Below are 18896 nucleotides of genomic sequence, written 5' to 3' on the forward strand. Positions count from 1 at the left end.
TTTAAAATGGACAAATATGCGGTTTTTGGAAATCCAATTAAACATTCAAAATCCCCCGCGATACATAAACAATTTGCTGTATCACTGGGTGAGCAAATCGACTATCGCGCAATATTAGCACCTATCGATAACTTTGAAAAAACAGTATTGTCTTTTTTTGAGCAAGGTGGTGTGGGTGCTAACGTTACAATGCCATTTAAAGAGCAAGCCTATGCAATGGCCGATGAGCTTACGCCATTAGCTAAAATTGTAGGGGCTGTTAATACATTAAAAAAACGAGATGATGGCACATTACTCGGTGATAACACCGATGGTGTAGGCTTTGTAAATGATTTACTCGCTAATGAAGTAGCCATAACTAATAAACGCATTTTAATCATAGGTGCGGGCGGTGCTGCTCGAGGGGTTATTTTACCTTTGTTAGAGCATAACCCTCAGGAAATAATAATAGTTAATCGCACAGCACAAAAAGCCAAAGAACTCGCAGAGCTGTTTACTCAATATGGACCAGTATCTGGCTTTGGCTTTGATGATTTACCAGTAAGCGATTACTCACTAATTATAAACTCTACATCTAGCAGTATGAATAATGAGCTTCCAGCTCTTGATGAAAAACACATAACTAACTGTGAAGTCGCTTATGACATGTTTTATTCACTGCAAAATACCATTTTTATGAATTGGGTTGCACAGCATAATATTAACGCTAAGCTTTTAGATGGCAGTGGCATGTTAGTTGGCCAAGCTGCTCAAGCATATTATGTATGGCGTAATAAAATGCCAAAAATACTTCCCGTAGTTGATGCGCTCAAACAAGGAACGCTTAAATGAATCAGGCAATACAATTTATAGATAGGCTAGAGTTTAGAGAGCCCGATCATCAGTTAGTATTTTTTGCACAAGTTAGTGGCATGCTGGTGGAGTGTGTAATAGAAGTAAATACACTTAAATTAACAGACGAAAGCCATGCAACAGAGTATTTTGAAAAGTATCGTTTTGATTACGAAGAACGTGCCGAGGAGCTTATCGAAGAAGAGAGCTATAACTCGGCAGGCCAAATTGAAGTAAGCTTATTAACTTAAATTAGCTATTTCAGCTAAGTACTCATCTTTAAGTGATACGTAGTTATCGGCAGATATTTTTAAAAAGGCAAGTTCTTGCTCCGTTAGAGGGCGGGCTTGCTTAGCCGGACTCCCTACATATAAGTAACCAGACTCTAAGCGTTTGTTTGGTGGTACCAAAGAGCCGCCACCTATAATTACATCATCTTCAACAACCACGTTATCCATAATAATAGCGCCCATACCTACAAGTATACGGTTTCCTAATATACATCCGTGCAGCATTACCTTATGACCAACTGTTACATCGTCACCTATAATAAGTGGGTAACCATCAGGATTGCTTTTAGTTGCACGAGATAAATGCAATACACTGCCATCTTGTATATTGGAGCGTTTACCAATACGTATATAGTTAACATCACCACGTGCAGCTACTAACGGCCACACACTACTATTATCACCTAAAGTAATGTTACCAACCAAAACCGATGACTCATCAATATAAACAGACGAATTAAATGAAGGAGTAACACCTTTATAAGAACGAATTGCCATAGTTAGTACCTTTTAGATCATGATTATTAGTATTTGAGTGTATCAGCAAGGTTATTTTTGTACCATAAAAGGCGCCGTTTGGTTACAAAACTATCAGTTTCAGGGGGTTTAGTTCAGATACTGACCGAACAGCATCTTTTTTTACTTTTTCTTTAAAAAAGTACTTGCGTAAAAATCTGTTCTCCCTATAATGCGACCCCACTGAGACGGGAAACGCTGAAGCATAGCGAGGCACGAACTACTCAGAGAGTTAAATAAAACTTCGGTTTTAAATCTTCCAAAAGAAAATTTAAAATTAAGTGTTGACTCGAAAAATAAAGGGTGTATTATTCGCATCCCTTGAGACGCTAAAGCGACTCAAAACGTTCTTTAACAATATAAAGCAATCATCTGTGTGGGCACTCGTACAGATTGAGTTCTAACAGCCAACCTACTTAGGTAGCGAGGCAAACAAATTAGAGTCTCAATTGAAAACTGAGTGACCAACAGAATAGTTATTTCGGTAATTATTCGGCACAGTCAATTCAATATCGAAAGATATTAAAATAAATTCAGAATTCATTGAGCTGTCGAAAGACATAAAACTTTTTAATTGAAGAGTTTGATCATGGCTCAGATTGAACGCTGGCGGCAGGCCTAACACATGCAAGTCGAGCGGTAACAGAAAGTAGCTTGCTACTTTGCTGACGAGCGGCGGACGGGTGAGTAATGCTTGGGAACATGCCTTGAGGTGGGGGACAACAGTTGGAAACGACTGCTAATACCGCATAATGTCTACGGACCAAAGGGGGCTTCGGCTCTTGCCTTTAGATTGGCCCAAGTGGGATTAGCTAGTTGGTGAGGTAATGGCTCACCAAGGCGACGATCCCTAGCTGGTTTGAGAGGATGATCAGCCACACTGGGACTGAGACACGGCCCAGACTCCTACGGGAGGCAGCAGTGGGGAATATTGCACAATGGGCGCAAGCCTGATGCAGCCATGCCGCGTGTGTGAAGAAGGCCTTCGGGTTGTAAAGCACTTTCAGTCAGGAGGAAAGGTTAACGGTTAATACCCGTTAGCTGTGACGTTACTGACAGAAGAAGCACCGGCTAACTCCGTGCCAGCAGCCGCGGTAATACGGAGGGTGCGAGCGTTAATCGGAATTACTGGGCGTAAAGCGTACGCAGGCGGTTTGTTAAGCGAGATGTGAAAGCCCCGGGCTCAACCTGGGAACTGCATTTCGAACTGGCAAACTAGAGTGTGATAGAGGGTGGTAGAATTTCAGGTGTAGCGGTGAAATGCGTAGAGATCTGAAGGAATACCGATGGCGAAGGCAGCCACCTGGGTCAACACTGACGCTCATGTACGAAAGCGTGGGGAGCAAACGGGATTAGATACCCCGGTAGTCCACGCCGTAAACGATGTCTACTAGAAGCTCGGAGCCTCGGTTCTGTTTTTCAAAGCTAACGCATTAAGTAGACCGCCTGGGGAGTACGGCCGCAAGGTTAAAACTCAAATGAATTGACGGGGGCCCGCACAAGCGGTGGAGCATGTGGTTTAATTCGATGCAACGCGAAGAACCTTACCTACACTTGACATACAGAGAACTTACCAGAGATGGTTTGGTGCCTTCGGGAACTCTGATACAGGTGCTGCATGGCTGTCGTCAGCTCGTGTTGTGAGATGTTGGGTTAAGTCCCGCAACGAGCGCAACCCCTATCCTTAGTTGCTAGCAGGTAATGCTGAGAACTCTAAGGAGACTGCCGGTGATAAACCGGAGGAAGGTGGGGACGACGTCAAGTCATCATGGCCCTTACGTGTAGGGCTACACACGTGCTACAATGGCGCATACAGAGTGCTGCGAACTCGCGAGAGTAAGCGAATCACTTAAAGTGCGTCGTAGTCCGGATTGGAGTCTGCAACTCGACTCCATGAAGTCGGAATCGCTAGTAATCGCGTATCAGAATGACGCGGTGAATACGTTCCCGGGCCTTGTACACACCGCCCGTCACACCATGGGAGTGGGTTGCTCCAGAAGTAGATAGTCTAACCCTCGGGAGGACGTTTACCACGGAGTGATTCATGACTGGGGTGAAGTCGTAACAAGGTAGCCCTAGGGGAACCTGGGGCTGGATCACCTCCTTATACGATTTAGAACTTATTTGTTCGTAGTGTCCACACAGATGATTGTTATTGTAAAGAGAACAACACTTATTGTTTTGGGTCTGTAGCTCAGCTGGTTAGAGCGCACCCCTGATAAGGGTGAGGTCGGTAGTTCAAATCTACTCAGACCCACCACTTCTTATCTAATTAAGAAGATGGTTAAAACAATAAGTACCAGCATATGTGGGGCTATAGCTCAGCTGGGAGAGCGCCTGCCTTGCACGCAGGAGGTCAGCAGTTCGATCCTGCTTAGCTCCACCACTTACTTCTTAAAAATAAATATTCTTTATCAGGCCATTAACCGCCTGAGAATAGAGTGTGTTTAATTTTGAGAAGTTTTTACATCTCTTGCTCTTTAAAAATTTGGAAAAGCTGATAATAAAATTCTGATAGATACATTGTATTTATCAAGAGTTTTCAAAAGTAAAAAAAGAATGGTAGCAGTACCATTCAGTGCCATTTAGTTAACTCTTATGAGTTGATTGATTGGTATCTACTTTAGTATTCAATATTGACTTCTGGCGAAGTTAAACTGTCACAAAACAAAGACCCGTTTGGGTTGTATGGTTAAGTGACTAAGCGTACACGGTGGATGCCTTGGCAGTTGGAGGCGATGAAGGACGTATTAACTTGCGATAAGCTTAGTCAAGCTAGTAAAAAGCGCTTGAGACTAAGATTTCCGAATGGGGAAACCCACCTGCTTGCAGGTATCGTTAACTGAATACATAGGTTAACGAAGCGAACGCGGAGAACTGAAACATCTAAGTACCCGTAGGAAAAGAAATCAACCGAGATTCCGAAAGTAGCGGCGAGCGAAATCGGAACAGCCCTTAAGCTTATTATGTGTTAATGGAAGGCTGCTGGAAAGCGCCACGATACAGGGTGATAGTCCCGTACATGAAAAGACATTTTAAGTGAAATCGAGTAGGTCGGAGCACGTGAAACTTTGACTGAATATAGGTGGACCATCATCTAAGGCTAAATACTCCCAACTGACCGATAGTGAACCAGTACCGTGAGGGAAAGGCGAAAAGAACCCCTGTGAGGGGAGTGAAATAGAACCTGAAACCGTGTACGTACAAGCAGTAGGAGCCCACTTGTTGGGTGACTGCGTACCTTTTGTATAATGGGTCAGCGACTTATATTTTGTAGCGAGGTTAACCGAATAGGGTAGCCGTAGGGAAACCGAGTCTTAACTGGGCGAATAGTTGCAAGGTATAGACCCGAAACCCGGTGATCTAGCCATGGGCAGGTTGAAGGTTGAGTAACATCAACTGGAGGACCGAACCCACTAACGTTGAAAAGTTAGGGGATGACCTGTGGCTAGGAGTGAAAGGCTAATCAAACCGGGAGATAGCTGGTTCTCCCCGAAATCTATTTAGGTAGAGCCTCGGACGAATACTTACGGGGGTAGAGCACTGTTAAGGCTAGGGGGTCATCCCGACTTACCAACCCTTTGCAAACTCCGAATACCGTAAAGTAATATCCGGGAGACACACGGCGGGTGCTAACGTCCGTCGTGAAGAGGGAAACAACCCAGACCGCCAGCTAAGGTCCCAAAGTCATAGTTAAGTGGGAAACGATGTGGAAAGGCCCAGACAGCCAGGAGGTTGGCTTAGAAGCAGCCATCCTTTAAAGAAAGCGTAATAGCTCACTGGTCGAGTCGGTCTGCGCGGAAGATGTAACGGGGCTAAACTATGCACCGAAGCTGCGGATTCAGAATTTATTCTGAGTGGTAGGGGAGCGTTCTGTAAGCCGTTGAAGGTGTACCGGGAGGTATGCTGGAGGTATCAGAAGTGCGAATGCTGACATGAGTAACGATAATGGGAGTGAAAAACTCCCACGCCGGAAGACCAAGGGTTCCTATCCCATGTTAATCAGGGTAGGGTAAGTCGACCCCTAAGGCGAGGCCGAAAGGCGTAGTCGATGGGAAACAGATTAATATTTCTGTACTCGATATAATTGCGATGGGGGGACGGAGCAGGCTAAGCAAGCATAGCGTTGGTAGTCTATGTGAAAGTGAGTAGGGCGTTTGTTTAGGTAAATCCGGACAAACATTAAACCTGAGACACGAGACGAGTCACTACGGTGATGAAGTTGCTGATGCCATACTTCCAGGAAAAGCCTCTAAGCTTCAGATTATATGGAATCGTACCCCAAACCGACACAGGTGGTCAGGTAGAGAATACTAAGGCGCTTGAGAGAACTCGGGTGAAGGAACTAGGCAAAATCGTACCGTAACTTCGGGAGAAGGTACGCTCCTATCTGTGATGAGACTTGCTCTCTAAGCGGACGGGAGCCGCAGTGACCAGGTGGCTGGGACTGTTTATTAAAAACACAGCACTGTGCAAAATCGCAAGATGACGTATACGGTGTGACACCTGCCCGGTGCCGGAAGGTTAATTGATGGGGTTATCCTTAGGGAGAAGCTCTTGATCGAAGCCCCGGTAAACGGCGGCCGTAACTATAACGGTCCTAAGGTAGCGAAATTCCTTGTCGGGTAAGTTCCGACCTGCACGAATGGTGTAACCATGGCCACGCTGTCTCCACCCGAGACTCAGTGAAATTGAAATCGCAGTGAAGATGCTGTGTACCCGCGGCTAGACGGAAAGACCCCGTGAACCTTTACTACAGCTTGGCACTGAACATTGAACCTACATGTGTAGGATAGGTGGGAGACTTTGAAGCAGCGACGCTAGTTGTTGTGGAGTCAACCTTGAAATACCACCCTTGTAGTTTTGATGTTCTAACGTTGGCCCCTGAATCGGGGTTACGGACAGTGCCTGGTGGGTAGTTTGACTGGGGCGGTCTCCTCCTAAAGAGTAACGGAGGAGCACGAAGGTTGGCTAAGTACGGTCGGACATCGTACGGTTAGTGTAATGGTAGAAGCCAGCTTAACTGCGAGACAGACACGTCGAGCAGGTACGAAAGTAGGTCATAGTGATCCGGTGGTTCTGAATGGAAGGGCCATCGCTCAACGGATAAAAGGTACTCCGGGGATAACAGGCTGATACCGCCCAAGAGTTCATATCGACGGCGGTGTTTGGCACCTCGATGTCGGCTCATCACATCCTGGGGCTGAAGTCGGTCCCAAGGGTATGGCTGTTCGCCATTTAAAGTGGTACGCGAGCTGGGTTTAGAACGTCGTGAGACAGTTCGGTCCCTATCTGCCGTGGGCGTTTGAGAATTGAGAGGGGTTGCTCCTAGTACGAGAGGACCGGAGTGAACGAACCGCTGGTGTTCGGGTTGTCATGCCAATGGCATTGCCCGGTAGCTACGTTCGGAACTGATAAGCGCTGAAAGCATCTAAGCGCGAAGCAGGCCTCGAGATGAGTTCTCACTAGACTTTTAAAGTCTCTGAAGGGCCGTTGAAGACTACAACGTTGATAGGCAAGATGTGGAAGTGGTGTGAGCCATTAAGCTAACTTGTACTAATTACCCGTGAGGCTTAACCATACAACGCCAAACGCGTTTTATGTGATAGTGAAACAAGCGAAGAAGTTAATATAACTAAAGTAGATATTTACTGAAAGACTTAAAAAATATTATCAGATATTTTCCAAATTCAGTTAGTGCGTAGCGATACGGATTAACGCCCAAATTTGCTTGGTGACAATAGCGTTTTGGACCCACCTGATTCCATGCCGAACTCAGTAGTGAAACGAAACAGCGCCGATGATAGTGTAGCATTTGCTATGTGAAAGTAGGACATTACCAGGCTTCAAATTGTAGAAAGCCCGAATCTAACGATTCGGGCTTTTTTACGTCTGCAGAAAAGTGAAATACGCGCAATTAACACACACTCACATCAACACCCATCACGTAGGGCGGGCGAGCGCAGCGATTCCTGACGCTAAAATCACTGTAAGTACCCCCTTATAACGCTTAAACTTCAATTCTAACCTTACGATATAGCTTAATATTTTCACTAAATTCTCAATAAATCAGACCCTGATTACAGAGTCCCACGTTTCTTCTCATTTTGTTGCAATTTCATTCTTGGTTTAATAAGTGACCTGTGTAAAACTACCTGAGTTAATTTAGTAAATCAGGTGACATGAATGTCGAATATTAAAGCTTGGAAACTTATGAGCCTGTTTTGTTTGTTCGCAGTGCTTATGGGTTGTCAATCTAAAGAAGAGCAGCTGCAACAAACAATTCAAGAATCTATTAAAAAGGTAGATACGGAGCTGTCTCAGCTTGGTACTGCACTCGATAATGGGAGTGTGCGCAATGCTGTATTACTTAAAGGATATGGCGAGCTTCTTAAAAAACAACAACCAGAGCTTACAAAAGTTGTTGATGTAATTACCCTTGATGCAACGCGCCAAGGCGCACTTTATAGTGGCTTAGCACAGCGACTTAAAGACATTAAAGGTACTTACTTAATTCCTCCTTATGAAGATACGCTACATAGCATTGATTTATTGCGTGAAGCGGCAAAACCTACGCTATTTTCTGATGCGTTAACCGATCCTATCAATATGCTAGCAGATATGTCCAAAGGCACTTTAGGGCGTGTAGGCGCAATTAGTAAGCAAGCTGAAGGTGAGGGTGTTGGTAACCAAATGGTAGGTAACCCTAACTATGGTAACTGGCAATCAAATAGTAACGGTATTAGCTTTTGGCAATGGTACGGAATGTACCGTATTTTAGGTGATGTATTTGATCGTGTTGAATATGGAAGCTGGAGTAAGCGCCGAAAGTATAGCTATTACAATGACTATGGCCGCTCGCGTTATTCAAGCCCTAAACAAATTAAAACCCAAAGCGCGCTAGAAACACGCACGCGCCAAACATACCAACGCCAAGGTAAGCAGTTTACAAGCCCTTATGCGAGTAAAAAAACAGGTGCATCAGGTTTAAGCCGTAGTAGTTATACGCCAGCAAAAAGCCGCAGTAGTTATTCTCGTTCGAGCAGTTATAGCAATAGCTCAGGATCGGTGCGTGATAGCGGTAGCAGAACCTCTCGTGGCGTTAGCCGTGGTAAGTAAAAGAATAAAGTTGGAGTTAGAATAATATGTATGAATTTAATGGAATAACTATGTGGTCACTGCAAGCGCTGGCGATTGATTTTGCAATTATTGTTTTATTATTTGTAAGCCTTAAATATATAAAAGGCTGGGTTTCAAACTTACATGCAAATGATGAAATAACAGAGCGTGATAACTTTGCTTTTGGTATTAGCTTTGCCGCTGGCTTAGTGGCACTGGCGATTGTATTAACGGGTGTAAGTAGCGGAGCTTTTGCTGCAACACTGCAACAAGAAGCACTGCAAATGTTAGCTTATGGCGCATTAGCAATTGTACTTATTAAGTTGGGCCACTTTTTTCAAGATAAAGTAGCTCTTCGTAAAGTAAGCCTGCACGACGAAATCGTTAAAGGTAACGTTACAGCTTCAATAATTGATTTTGGCCATGTTGTCAGTGTTGCTATCGTTATTCGCTCAGCTCTTTTATGGGTGGCTACTGACGGCTGGCATGGTCTTCCAATTGTAATTGCCGCCTTTATTATAGGTAGTGTTGTATTACTACTTGTTAGCCAGTACCGAGTGCAGTTATTTAAGCGTACAAATAAAAGTGGCGACTGCCTACAACAAGCAATTGTTGATGGTAACTTAGCTGTGGGTATTCGTTACGCTGGATTTTTAGTCGGTAGTGCATTAGCTATTACAGCAGCAACGGGTGTTGCACCTTACGCGGCTGATAATATTAATGCGAGTTTACTATACTGGGCTATTAGCGCAGTAGTGAGCCTTGTTGCATTTATTATTTTGCACTTAGTGACAATTAAAATAATTTTATCTGGTTGCGATATTTCCGATGAAGTTAATCGTCAAAAAAATGTAGGTGTAGCTACTATTTCTGCAGCAGTATCATTTGCTGTAGGTATCACTATGGCAACATTACTAGGCGCATAATCAGTGTCATCAACCAACACTCCCCCAAGTAAGTCTCGCTTACTTGGGCACGATATACTACTTATTACTGTTATGGCCGTGCTTGCTGGGTGCGGCCTTATTTATGAATACTTACTGTCTCATTATGCGGGCCGTGTACTTGGCTCAGTAGAGAGCGCTATTTACGCCATGATTGGTACTATGATTGTAGCAATGGGCTTAGGCGCTTTTTTAGCGCGTTGGTTTAAAGATGCATTTACCGCTTTTGCTTGGTTAGAAAGCATTATTGCTTTGGTTGGCATGGGCTGCATTTTAGCGATAGCGGGTGTAATAGCAGTTAGTTATTCTCTTCCTCATTTATTTTCGAGCATTTTTAATTTACCCCCTGATGTTGTACTTAATGGTTACGTATTTCAAAAGCTACAAGAGTGGTCACGTTTTCTACCTTATGTTTTTGGTTTAATACTGGGCTTATTTATTGGTATGGAAATACCGCTTATAGCGCGCATTCGTCAGCACGTTTATGGCCGTTTTTTAGAAAACAACGCAGGGACTATTTATGGTGCCGATTATATTGGTGCTGGTATTGGTGCAGCCATTTGGGTAAGTATCATGCTCTCAATGCCTATAATGCAAGCTGCAGCGTGGACGGCGTTATTTAATATCATCGCAGGACTCGCGTTTTTATGGCGCTACCATACCCATGTGCGCTTTGCTAAGGCACTTTTAGTTTGCCATATAGTATTACTGGCATTATTTGGCTTTATTTTAGTATTTGGCAGTAGCTGGATGAACAATCTAAGTAATGTTTTATACAAAGATAAAGTAATTTATTCGCAAGCAACTAAATACCAACACGTAGTTTTAACCGAAAGATTAAGCAAAAACCAACCTCAGCCAATTACCGATTTATATTTAAATGGGCGTTTACAGTTCTCAAGTATTGATGAGCAAATATATCACTCAATGCTGGTTTACCCTGCAATGCTTGCCTCTAACAGACACGACCGTGTATTAATAATTGGTGGTGGTGACGGGCTTGCACTTAGAGATGTTTTAAAGTGGCCTGTAAGTGAAGTAACGCTAATAGATTTAGACGCGCAACTACTCAATTTATTTGGTCATAAAGACGGTGACTTTACGCCGCCAGAGCACATCAATAAGCGATTACTACAACTAAACAATAAATCGATGCATGACTCGCGAGCCAACATAATTGTGGGTGATGCATTTTTAGAAGTTGAAAAGCTACTTGACCAATCTAAGCAGTTCGACACCATTTTAATTGATTTACCTGACCCTAATCATCCTGATCTAAATAAAATGTACAGTGACTACTTTTATAATCATGTACGGCAGTTATTAGCACCGGATGGCGCAATGGCGGTTCAATCAACCTCACCTTATCACGCTAAAAAAGCGTTTTTAAGCATTGCAAAAACAGTTAAAGCGGCTGGATTTGAGTATGTTGAGCAGTATCAGCAAAACATACCTTCTTTTGGGCAGTGGGGCTGGACTATAGCGACTAAAATGGGGCAGTCGGCCAGTGGTCGTATTAATGATACGACGGCTATGCCTGTGCCATCAAGGTGGATTAGTAAAGAATATTTATTGGCAAGTTTTGTATTTCCTAACCACTACTTTGAACAAGTTAAAAGTATTGAGGTCAATAGGTTAGGGTCTGGTCAGTTGTATGATTACTACCGAACTGCATGGCAAATAGAAAGCGAATTGTATAAAAACTAATAAAACATGGTTGACATAATATGTCGGCCATGAGAATCTTAACTCAGACATAATATGTCAAACGACAAAAGGCAGAGACATGGAATTAAATGAACTTTCAATAAAATTAGCTTCTTTTGAAACTGAAGGCGCTAACTTTGAGTCTTTCTTGATTGCCAACCCAGGCGAGCAAGATGTTTTACAAGTCATTGTTGATGGAAATGATGAACTTCCAATTTTTGTTACACAAACGCAAGAGCAGTTGTTATGTATTAGCTACTTGTTTGACGAGGATGAAGTTAAGAGTGAATTACGCAACGAGTTAAACGAAACATTACTACGTTTAAACGTGCCAATTCCACTGAGTGCATTTGCTAAAATCGATAACAAATACGCGATTTTTGGTGCACTGTCGGTAAATTCATCATTGGATGACGTTACCCACGAACTAGTGACATTAGCCGATAACGCTATCGATGCACTAGAAGCCGTGACCTTGTATTTAAACGATTAATAGCTAGTTAGTGGAGTTAAGATTATGAGTATTTTAAAAAAATTATTTACAGCAGTACGTGGCGGCGCTCGTGAAGCAGGCGAAGCAATTGTAGACAAAAATGGCATCCGTATTTTTGAGCAAGAAATTGCAGACGCGCAAAATGCACTTCACCGTGCTAAAAAAAGCCTTACTGAAGTAATGGCCAAAGAAATGCAAACTAAGCGTAAAATTAGCGCTGTAGATGCATCAATCGCTGAACATGAAGCGTATGCAGGCCAAGCTCTTGAAAAGGGCAACGAAGCGTTAGCATTAGAAATTGCAGAAAAAATTGGTGACTTTGAAGCTGAAAAAGCGGAAAACGAGCAAGTATTGTCTGGCTTTAGCAATCACATTGTTGCGCTTAAGCAGCAAGTTAAAGATGCTGAAAAATCGATTAAAGAAAATCAGCGTCAGCTTACAATGGTTAAAACCACTGAAAGCGTACAGCAAGCAACAATGGCTGTTAATAGCACGCTTAATACAAACAGCTCGTCTATGACATCGGCTCGTCAATCGCTTGAACGCATTAAACAGCGCCAACAAGATCGAAGTGACCAGCTTGGTGCTGCAAAGCAACTTGAGTCAGACGTAAATGGCGATGACTTAAAAGCAAAAATGGCTGAAGCAGGCATTGGCGACACAAGTCCAAAAAGCGCTGATATTTTAGCTCGCATCAAAGCGAAACAAAATAGCTAACCATTACGTTTATACTTTAAAAAGGTAACCGAGTTTTTCTCAGTTACCTTTTTTGCTTAGAAGGCAGCCTTCCTATGTTTAATTTTTTCAAATCTAAAAAAGAGCCAGAACGTCAACTTAATCATCCGAGCGATCTTAAAAAAGGCGACATGTTTAGCGTTATTGACTCATTTGCCTATCCTGCATGGTTAAAGGGTGAAACGTTACGTGTTACTGATATTCAGACTTACCAATATCAGCACAGTAGTGATACTGAATTTGTACTTGAGACAAATAGCGGCCAAGTTGTATTTTTACAAATTGAGCAAGATGACGGCGAAGAGTGGGCTAACTTTTCTATTAAAATTCAGCGAAACGAAGTTGAAGAAATATTTAGCCTTGATGAGTTTGCGCGTATTTTTGATGAAGAGTCGTTAACCCACATTACAGTGCAAAATACACCAGAGCGCTTTATGCAGTTTTTAGCTAAAAGCTATCAACAAAGCGAGTCGCCTTATGTGTGTTATTTCCATAATAAAGACTACCGCAACCAAGCATTACCTCGTTATGAGCAAGAAGGTGGCGAGCCATGTGAAATGATTTGCTTAGCGTCAGATAATGAAGGCTTTGGTTTAAATATCGAAATTTGGGATGGCGGCGAAACCGAAGTATCGCTAACGCTCATGCGTCCAATGTCAGACATTGTAGACTTGTTTCCCGGAGATGCTAAGTGAGTGATGCTAAAGATAAGTGGTTACGTCAGGAACAAGCTGTACGTGCCACACAAATGGCATTCGATCTAAGCAGCGAAGTTCAAAAGCTGATAAAAAAGCAGGCAATTGATCAAGAGCTAACGCCGTCAGATATGATCCGAAAAATACTTGGCTTAGACGTAAAGTCTAAAAAAACGCGTCAACGTTTATCGTTTAACTTAAATGATGATGAAATAGCGCAACTAGCCAGTCGCTTTGATGTACAAAGCGATGATAAGCGAGCCGTAAAGCAACAAGTAGCTGATTTATTAATAGCTCACACTAAAAATAAAAAAGTGAAATAATTTAATTAGGTTTTTATGAATATTATTTTAATTGCTTACTTAATTATTTTTGCGTTGTTTGGTACTGCGGCGAGTTATTTTGTACGCTTTATTTATGCGTATTGGGTGCTTAAAACAATGCCCATGAAATACATTATTAAAGCGGGTGTTTGCGTGGTACTGGTGGTAGTAATTTCAGCGTTAATTCCGTATTTAAGTTAACGCTGAAATTAGCTTATACGCGGCCGTTTTTATTTTATATCAAACGACTGGCATTGGTGGTTAATACACAGCGATTGCACTTCAAGTACAGGAGAACAATCAGTTAAGCCTTGTGCTTTATTTTGTATGTTTTCTTGTTTTGTTATTTGTTGAGCAAGCTGTTCTGCTTCTTCTTGAGATGTGTTTAGCGTTGAATAAACAGCATATTTACTCGGTCCGCCGCATGCGCGGGCGCCCACTTCAAGTACTTTGCACTGAAAGCTTGCAGTGCAGCTGTTATTACTCACCATGTTATTCAGATCATAGTTTAAGTCAGACAAGTTTTTACTTTGTTCATTACCTGACGTTACAGTGCTAGCACAGCCACTTAGTAATAAAATGCTGCTAGCAATGCTTATAATTGATAGCTTAACTGTTGATGGTAAACAACTCATAACGTTATCCTTAAAATGCACTTACCGCTGAGCCTTCAAGTTTAACACATTTATTTTCAACACACTGCGTGCTTGGCGTTGTTAAATGCTGACAAATACTCATTATCCCTTTTTGTGAATTATAACTACTTTCAAGCTTAGTAATTTTGTCGCTAAGGGCTGTTACTTGTTCCTCAGATGCTGCGTTTGTTGAGTACACAACAAAGCTGCTTGGCCCGCCACATGCGCGACTACCTACTGCATTTACTCTACATTGAGTGCTTGTATCACACTGTTTATCTGCAGTTAGTGTATTTAATTCAGTTTTGGCTGCTTTTATATCGTCTATTGAAACATTTTTTAAATCAGCTTTTGGTATTTTTTCAGCAACTACGTTCTTTTTAGTATTTTCTTGTAATTGATTATTCTCTTTTAGCTTTTGTAGTTCTTGCTTAGATGCTTCAGCCTCTGAGGCGATTGTTACTTGCTGCGTTTCAGTGGGTGCTTTATCTAAGCATGCAGTTAAACACAGTGGTAAAAGTATGGCTAACAATGGGGTACGCATAACAAACCTTGATAGTGATGAAATATTCATCACTATCATACACGGTGCATTTTTTACGGCAATAAAAACTATATTATCAAGTAATTAAAGCCGTGAAAAATACCGTTTTGTTAAAGTCCACCCTGCGTTAGTTTGGTGGGGTTAAGTAGTTTTTCGAGTTCACTGCGTGGTAAATCAGTTTCTTGTTCGGCTACATCAATAATAGGGCGGGCTTCTTTATAAGCCTGCTTTGCTATTTTTGCTGCTTTTTCATAACCGATCACCGGATTAAGTGCCGTCACTAAAATTGGATTTTTAGCGAGCGCTTTATCTATATTAGGCTGATTTACCTTAAAGCTGGCAATGGCTTTATCGCCCAATGCCTGCGCGCTATTGGCAAGTAATTCTATGCTTTGTAAAATATTATACGCAATGACTGGCAGCATAACGTTTAGCTCAAAATTACCCGCTTGGCCTGCTACGGTAATCGTGGCGTCGTTGCCAATAACTTGTGCGCTTACCATGGCTGCGGCTTCTGGTATTACTGGGTTTACCTTACCTGGCATAATAGATGAGCCCGGTTGAAGTGCTTCAAGCTCTATTTCACCTAAGCCCGCAAGTGGTCCTGAATTCATCCAGCGTAGGTCATTCGCTATTTTCATTTGTGCTACAGCGAGTACTTTTAATTGCCCCGAAAGCGCGACGATGGCGTCTTGTGAACCTATATTATAAAAAAAGTTACTACTAGGCGTAAATCTAATGCCTACATTGGCACTCAGATTTTCTGCAAATTTGGCTGCAAACTTAGGGTCTGCATTTATTCCTGTTCCAACAGCTGTACCGCCTTGTGCAAGCTCGCATACACGCTCTAAGCTATGTCTAATTCCTGCTGCGGCATGATTAACTTGTGACTGCCATGCACTGAGTGTTTGATCAAACGTTACAGGCATTGCATCCATTAAATGCGTACGGCCCGTTTTAACTATATGGCCTACTTCAGCTTTTTTCTTTTCCAGACTTTGCGATAAATTTTCAAGCGAAGGAAGTAATTCGTACACTACATTTATTGCGCTACTGAGTGCGATAGCAGTAGGGACTACATCGTTAGAGCTTTGCCCCATGTTTACATCATCATTAGGGTGAATGCTTTCATTGCCTATCCGGCTAGCAAGCGTTGCAATAACTTCATTGGCATTCATATTTGAGCTTGTGCCAGAACCTGTTTGAAAAATATCAACGGGAAAATGCTCAACATGTTCACCATCAATAATACTTTGGCAAGCTTGCTCAATTGCATCGGCTTTAGCTTTGCTTAAATGGCCTAGCTCACAGTTACTTTGTGCAGCGGCTTGTTTTATATAAGCCAGTGCAGTTATAAATTGCTTTGGCATTGGTAAGCCACTAATGGCAAAGTTATTAACCGCTCGCTGTGTTTGCGCTTGATAGAGCGCATCAGTAGGTACTTTTAGCTCGCCCATGCTGTCTGATTCTGTTCTAAAGTTGCTCATAAGTGTGCTCCTTAAAAAGGGTTGAATTCGTGACTAAGAATACGAGCTTCACGCTCAAGTATTAAAAATTGTGCAGTATTGTTATGCACTTTATAAAACCGTTTTAGTGCTAATAAAGGTTTGTATAGCTGCTCTAAACATTGTTTACGAATAGCATTATGTATAAGAGGGTCGCACATTTTGTTCATAATTTCATGGTGTGTGCGTCTAAGATAAAACTCTTGAAGCAAGGGATTACGTTGTTGCTCAAATTTTTTGGCGACGTTAAGGGCGGTTTCTATGTAATCGGCAACGAGCATGGGTGCATGCAGGCCAGGTCTTAAGCAATGGCAAGAGAGTTCTTGATGGTAACGATGCTGGGCATAATTTGAAGACATAAAAAAACCGACTCAAGTTAACGATAATAGTTATCATTACATTTAATCGGTTTCAGTGTAAACAGTTATTATAAAAATTATTTGCGATACTAATTTGAGTTTTAATTGTAGCCAAGAATAAATATCTGATCTGTTTCATGTTTGGTCATCGCCTGTTGATTATGTTTAGGGTGCGAAAGTAAATCGATTACTGTAGCTCTCATATCAACGGCGTAACTATGATCGTCGGTGGTTTTTTCGGTTATAGCAATAGCTGCGTCTACAGCGGTATAAGGGGGTATATGCATAATTTTATCCTTTGAAATTTAATATAAGTTAAACCCTTTAGTGGGTTAGTTATATAAAAGCATATTACGTACCAATCGTAATAAATTAACTCAACCATATGATAGTTATAGTGTTTAAAAATTATCTTTTTTTCATCACGACAAAATAAGCTAAATTTGCTTTACTGTTGTGCATTAATCTACAATTTTGGTGCACAGTAATGACAAAGCCATTTTCACAAGCCTGTGAAAACAATAAAACCCCTATTTTAGAGCAATTAAAGGACGTATTAAAAAATACTAAAACAGTACTCGAAGTTGGCTCAGGAACCGGCCAGCATAGTGTTTTTTTTGCAGAGCAATTACCACATTTACAATGGCATACAAGTGATCGCGCTATAAACCACGAAGGGATTAATTTATGGCACCGCGAAGCTAATTCAACTAATTTACATGCACCACTTGAGCTTGATTTAAATAATGAGTGGCCAATAGATAAAGTTGACGCTATTTATACTGCAAACACATTTCATATTGTAAGTTGGCAATTAGTTGAGCGTTTTTTTGACGGTGTTAAACGCCACTTAAATAGCGACGGTATGTTGTGTATTTATGGGCCATTCAAATACCAAGGTGAATTTACCAGCCCAAGTAATGATGACTTTAGTGCCTTTTTAACAGAGCGCGATCCGTTAAGTGGAATAAGAGATTTTGAAGCAGTTGAACAACTAGCTAAGCAAGCAGGGCTTACGCTTATTAGCGATACAGCCATGCCTGCAAATAATCAGTTACTCGTTTTTAAACGGCAGTAATGAGCTACATTGCTCTTTATATATATCAATATGGCCGCGTTCACGCTTTAAGTAGTCGCTTATTGCATTACTAAAGTCGCCATCAACAATATGGTGAGCAGAGTAGGTAAGTACGGGTTCAAATCCGCGTGCTATTTTGTGCTCACCTTGTGCACCCGAATGAAAACAGTTGAGTTTATGCTTTATTGCAAACTCAATACCTTGGTAATAACACAATTCAAAGTGCAGCGAATCTACTTCCTCACTTGCTCCCCAGTAGCGCCCATAAAGCGTATTTTTACCTACTAAACTAAGTGTTGCAGCAATCACGTTATCGTCTCTTTTGGCCAGCATAATAACGAGAGTATTAGCCATTAAGGCATGTAAAAGCGTAAAAAACTCCATATTTAAATAGCCCAAATGACCAGAGCGCTTTAAGTAGGTACGCTGATAAAACTCACAAAACAATTGCATTATCTCGGGCGTAATTTGCGTTCCTTGCAGCCATTCAATATCAATGTTCTGTTGCGCTATTTTAGCTCGCTCTTTTTTAAGTGACTTACGTTTTCGTGAGCTAAGCATCTGCAAAAAGTCGTCAAAGGATTCATAACCTTTATTAAACCACTGAAATTGCACACCCACTCTTAACATGGCGTGTTGCTCAGTTAATGAGGTGGCTTGGGCTTGGTCGCAAAAATTAACATGCCATCCCGACCATCCTTGCTGAGCACTGTGTAAGCTAAGTTGCTCTGTAATGTATTGATATACCGCATTTGGATTAGCGTGCTCGATAGCAATGCGCTTGCCTTCAATAGGGCTAAAAGGAATGCCAGATAGCCACTTGGGATAATATTCTAAATCGTGTTTTTCGTATGCCTCAGCCCAGGCCCAGTCAAATACATACTCGCCGTATGAATGACTTTTTAAATACCCAGGTGCAAGTGCAACGAGCGTATCACTTTCAAAAATAGCGAGGTGATGGGGCTGCCAACCACTTTTTTGTGTTACGCATTGGCTTTGTTCAAGGGCATATAAAAAAGCATGTTGAGTAAATGGTTCATCACCAAATAAACGTTGCCACTGCGCCTGATCAATCTCATTAATACTGCTAAACCATTGGTGCGAAAACGTTCCCATGACTAC

Annotated in this window: 18 protein-coding genes, 2 tRNA genes and 3 rRNA genes; 16 read left to right on the forward strand and 7 right to left on the reverse strand. The window is 41.9% G+C overall.

Features of this window, described 5'->3' with window-relative positions; all coding sequences use genetic code 11:
- Window positions 1-6 precede the first annotated feature (6 nt).
- Window positions 7-831 (forward strand): shikimate dehydrogenase, encoded by an 825-nt coding sequence (aroE, locus tag PARC_RS00160; RefSeq protein WP_010555525.1) that lies wholly within the window; start codon window positions 7-9, stop codon window positions 829-831.
- Window positions 828-1082: a DUF1488 family protein gene (locus PARC_RS00165; RefSeq protein WP_004335144.1), complete on the forward strand. Its 255-nt coding sequence runs from the start codon at window positions 828-830 to the stop codon at window positions 1080-1082. Before aroE ends, PARC_RS00165 begins: the two co-directional genes overlap by 4 nt.
- Here the strand turns inward: PARC_RS00165 and PARC_RS00170 are convergent.
- The gene (locus tag PARC_RS00170; protein ID WP_010555526.1) at window positions 1074-1619 is read right to left on the reverse strand and encodes a gamma carbonic anhydrase family protein; all 546 of its coding nucleotides are present in this window, start codon (window positions 1617-1619) and stop codon (window positions 1074-1076) included. The two genes, PARC_RS00165 and PARC_RS00170, sit on opposite strands and share 9 nt — an antisense overlap.
- A gap of 589 nt (window positions 1620-2208) precedes the next feature.
- Between PARC_RS00170 and PARC_RS00175 the strand changes: the two genes are divergently transcribed.
- The 13 genes from PARC_RS00175 (at window position 2209) to PARC_RS00235 (ending at window position 13854) form a co-directional block, all read left to right on the forward strand.
- A 16S ribosomal RNA gene (locus PARC_RS00175) occupies window positions 2209-3744 on the forward strand.
- Window positions 3745-3820: 76 nt separating this feature from the next.
- Window positions 3821-3897: transfer RNA gene (locus PARC_RS00180), tRNA-Ile, on the forward strand.
- 50 nt (window positions 3898-3947) lie between these two features.
- A tRNA-Ala gene (locus tag PARC_RS00185) sits at window positions 3948-4023 on the forward strand.
- A gap of 304 nt (window positions 4024-4327) precedes the next feature.
- Window positions 4328-7218 (forward strand): 23S ribosomal RNA (locus PARC_RS00190).
- Between the two features lie 149 nt (window positions 7219-7367).
- Window positions 7368-7482 (forward strand): 5S ribosomal RNA (gene rrf / locus PARC_RS00195).
- Together the 16S, 23S and 5S rRNA genes with 2 tRNA genes alongside form the textbook arrangement of a ribosomal RNA operon.
- 341 nt (window positions 7483-7823) lie before the next feature.
- Window positions 7824-8756 (forward strand): hypothetical protein, encoded by a 933-nt coding sequence (locus PARC_RS00200; RefSeq protein ID WP_010554825.1) that lies wholly within the window; start codon window positions 7824-7826, stop codon window positions 8754-8756.
- Between the two features lie 26 nt (window positions 8757-8782).
- Window positions 8783-9682, forward strand: coding sequence for a DUF350 domain-containing protein (locus PARC_RS00205; RefSeq protein WP_024589503.1), 900 nt, complete (start codon window positions 8783-8785; stop codon window positions 9680-9682).
- Window positions 9683-9685: 3 nt separating this feature from the next.
- The gene (locus PARC_RS00210; protein ID WP_010554826.1) at window positions 9686-11407 is read left to right on the forward strand and encodes a polyamine aminopropyltransferase; all 1722 of its coding nucleotides are present in this window, start codon (window positions 9686-9688) and stop codon (window positions 11405-11407) included.
- Window positions 11408-11486: 79 nt separating this feature from the next.
- Window positions 11487-11900: a YjfI family protein gene (locus PARC_RS00215; RefSeq protein ID WP_004335098.1), complete on the forward strand. Its 414-nt coding sequence runs from the start codon at window positions 11487-11489 to the stop codon at window positions 11898-11900.
- A gap of 24 nt (window positions 11901-11924) precedes the next feature.
- A complete protein-coding gene (locus PARC_RS00220) occupies window positions 11925-12617 on the forward strand; it encodes a PspA/IM30 family protein (protein WP_004335088.1) in 693 nt (230 codons plus the stop codon).
- Between the two features lie 74 nt (window positions 12618-12691).
- The gene (locus tag PARC_RS00225; RefSeq protein WP_010554827.1) at window positions 12692-13330 is read left to right on the forward strand and encodes a DUF4178 domain-containing protein; all 639 of its coding nucleotides are present in this window, start codon (window positions 12692-12694) and stop codon (window positions 13328-13330) included.
- Window positions 13327-13653 (forward strand): hypothetical protein, encoded by a 327-nt coding sequence (locus tag PARC_RS00230; RefSeq protein ID WP_010554828.1) that lies wholly within the window; start codon window positions 13327-13329, stop codon window positions 13651-13653. Before PARC_RS00225 ends, PARC_RS00230 begins: the two co-directional genes overlap by 4 nt.
- A 15-nt stretch (window positions 13654-13668) precedes the next feature.
- On the forward strand, window positions 13669-13854 hold the full coding sequence (locus PARC_RS00235) for a hypothetical protein (RefSeq protein ID WP_010554829.1): 186 nt from the start codon (window positions 13669-13671) through the stop codon (window positions 13852-13854).
- A gap of 29 nt (window positions 13855-13883) precedes the next feature.
- On the opposite strand, the gene PARC_RS00240 is transcribed toward PARC_RS00235, so the two are convergent.
- The 5 genes from PARC_RS00240 to PARC_RS00260 all read right to left on the reverse strand — a co-directional run bounded on the left by PARC_RS00240 (window position 13884) and on the right by PARC_RS00260 (window position 16983).
- Window positions 13884-14288 carry a hypothetical protein gene (locus PARC_RS00240; protein WP_010554830.1) on the reverse strand — a complete coding sequence of 135 codons (405 nt, stop codon included), beginning with the start codon at window positions 14286-14288 and terminating at the stop codon, window positions 13884-13886.
- Between the two features lie 10 nt (window positions 14289-14298).
- Window positions 14299-14832, reverse strand: coding sequence for a hypothetical protein (locus PARC_RS00245; protein ID WP_010554831.1), 534 nt, complete (start codon window positions 14830-14832; stop codon window positions 14299-14301).
- 110 nt (window positions 14833-14942) lie between these two features.
- Window positions 14943-16319 carry a class II fumarate hydratase gene (locus tag PARC_RS00250; RefSeq protein WP_010554832.1) on the reverse strand — a complete coding sequence of 459 codons (1377 nt, stop codon included), beginning with the start codon at window positions 16317-16319 and terminating at the stop codon, window positions 14943-14945.
- A gap of 11 nt (window positions 16320-16330) precedes the next feature.
- Window positions 16331-16696 (reverse strand): hypothetical protein, encoded by a 366-nt coding sequence (locus PARC_RS00255; protein ID WP_231609258.1) that lies wholly within the window; start codon window positions 16694-16696, stop codon window positions 16331-16333.
- A gap of 101 nt (window positions 16697-16797) precedes the next feature.
- The gene (locus PARC_RS00260; protein WP_010554833.1) at window positions 16798-16983 is read right to left on the reverse strand and encodes a hypothetical protein; all 186 of its coding nucleotides are present in this window, start codon (window positions 16981-16983) and stop codon (window positions 16798-16800) included.
- Window positions 16984-17183: 200 nt separating this feature from the next.
- Here PARC_RS00260 and PARC_RS00265 point away from each other — a divergent pair, with 200 nt between their 5' ends.
- Window positions 17184-17774, forward strand: coding sequence for a DUF938 domain-containing protein (locus PARC_RS00265; RefSeq protein ID WP_010554834.1), 591 nt, complete (start codon window positions 17184-17186; stop codon window positions 17772-17774).
- Here PARC_RS00265 and PARC_RS00270 read toward each other — a convergent pair.
- On the reverse strand, window positions 17751-18890 hold the full coding sequence (locus PARC_RS00270; protein WP_010554835.1) for a GNAT family N-acetyltransferase: 1140 nt from the start codon (window positions 18888-18890) through the stop codon (window positions 17751-17753). The two genes, PARC_RS00265 and PARC_RS00270, sit on opposite strands and share 24 nt — an antisense overlap.
- Window positions 18891-18896: the final 6 nt, after the last annotated feature.

The sequence above is a fragment of the Pseudoalteromonas arctica A 37-1-2 genome (assembly GCF_000238395.3).
GTDB lineage: Bacteria > Pseudomonadota > Gammaproteobacteria > Enterobacterales > Alteromonadaceae > Pseudoalteromonas > Pseudoalteromonas arctica.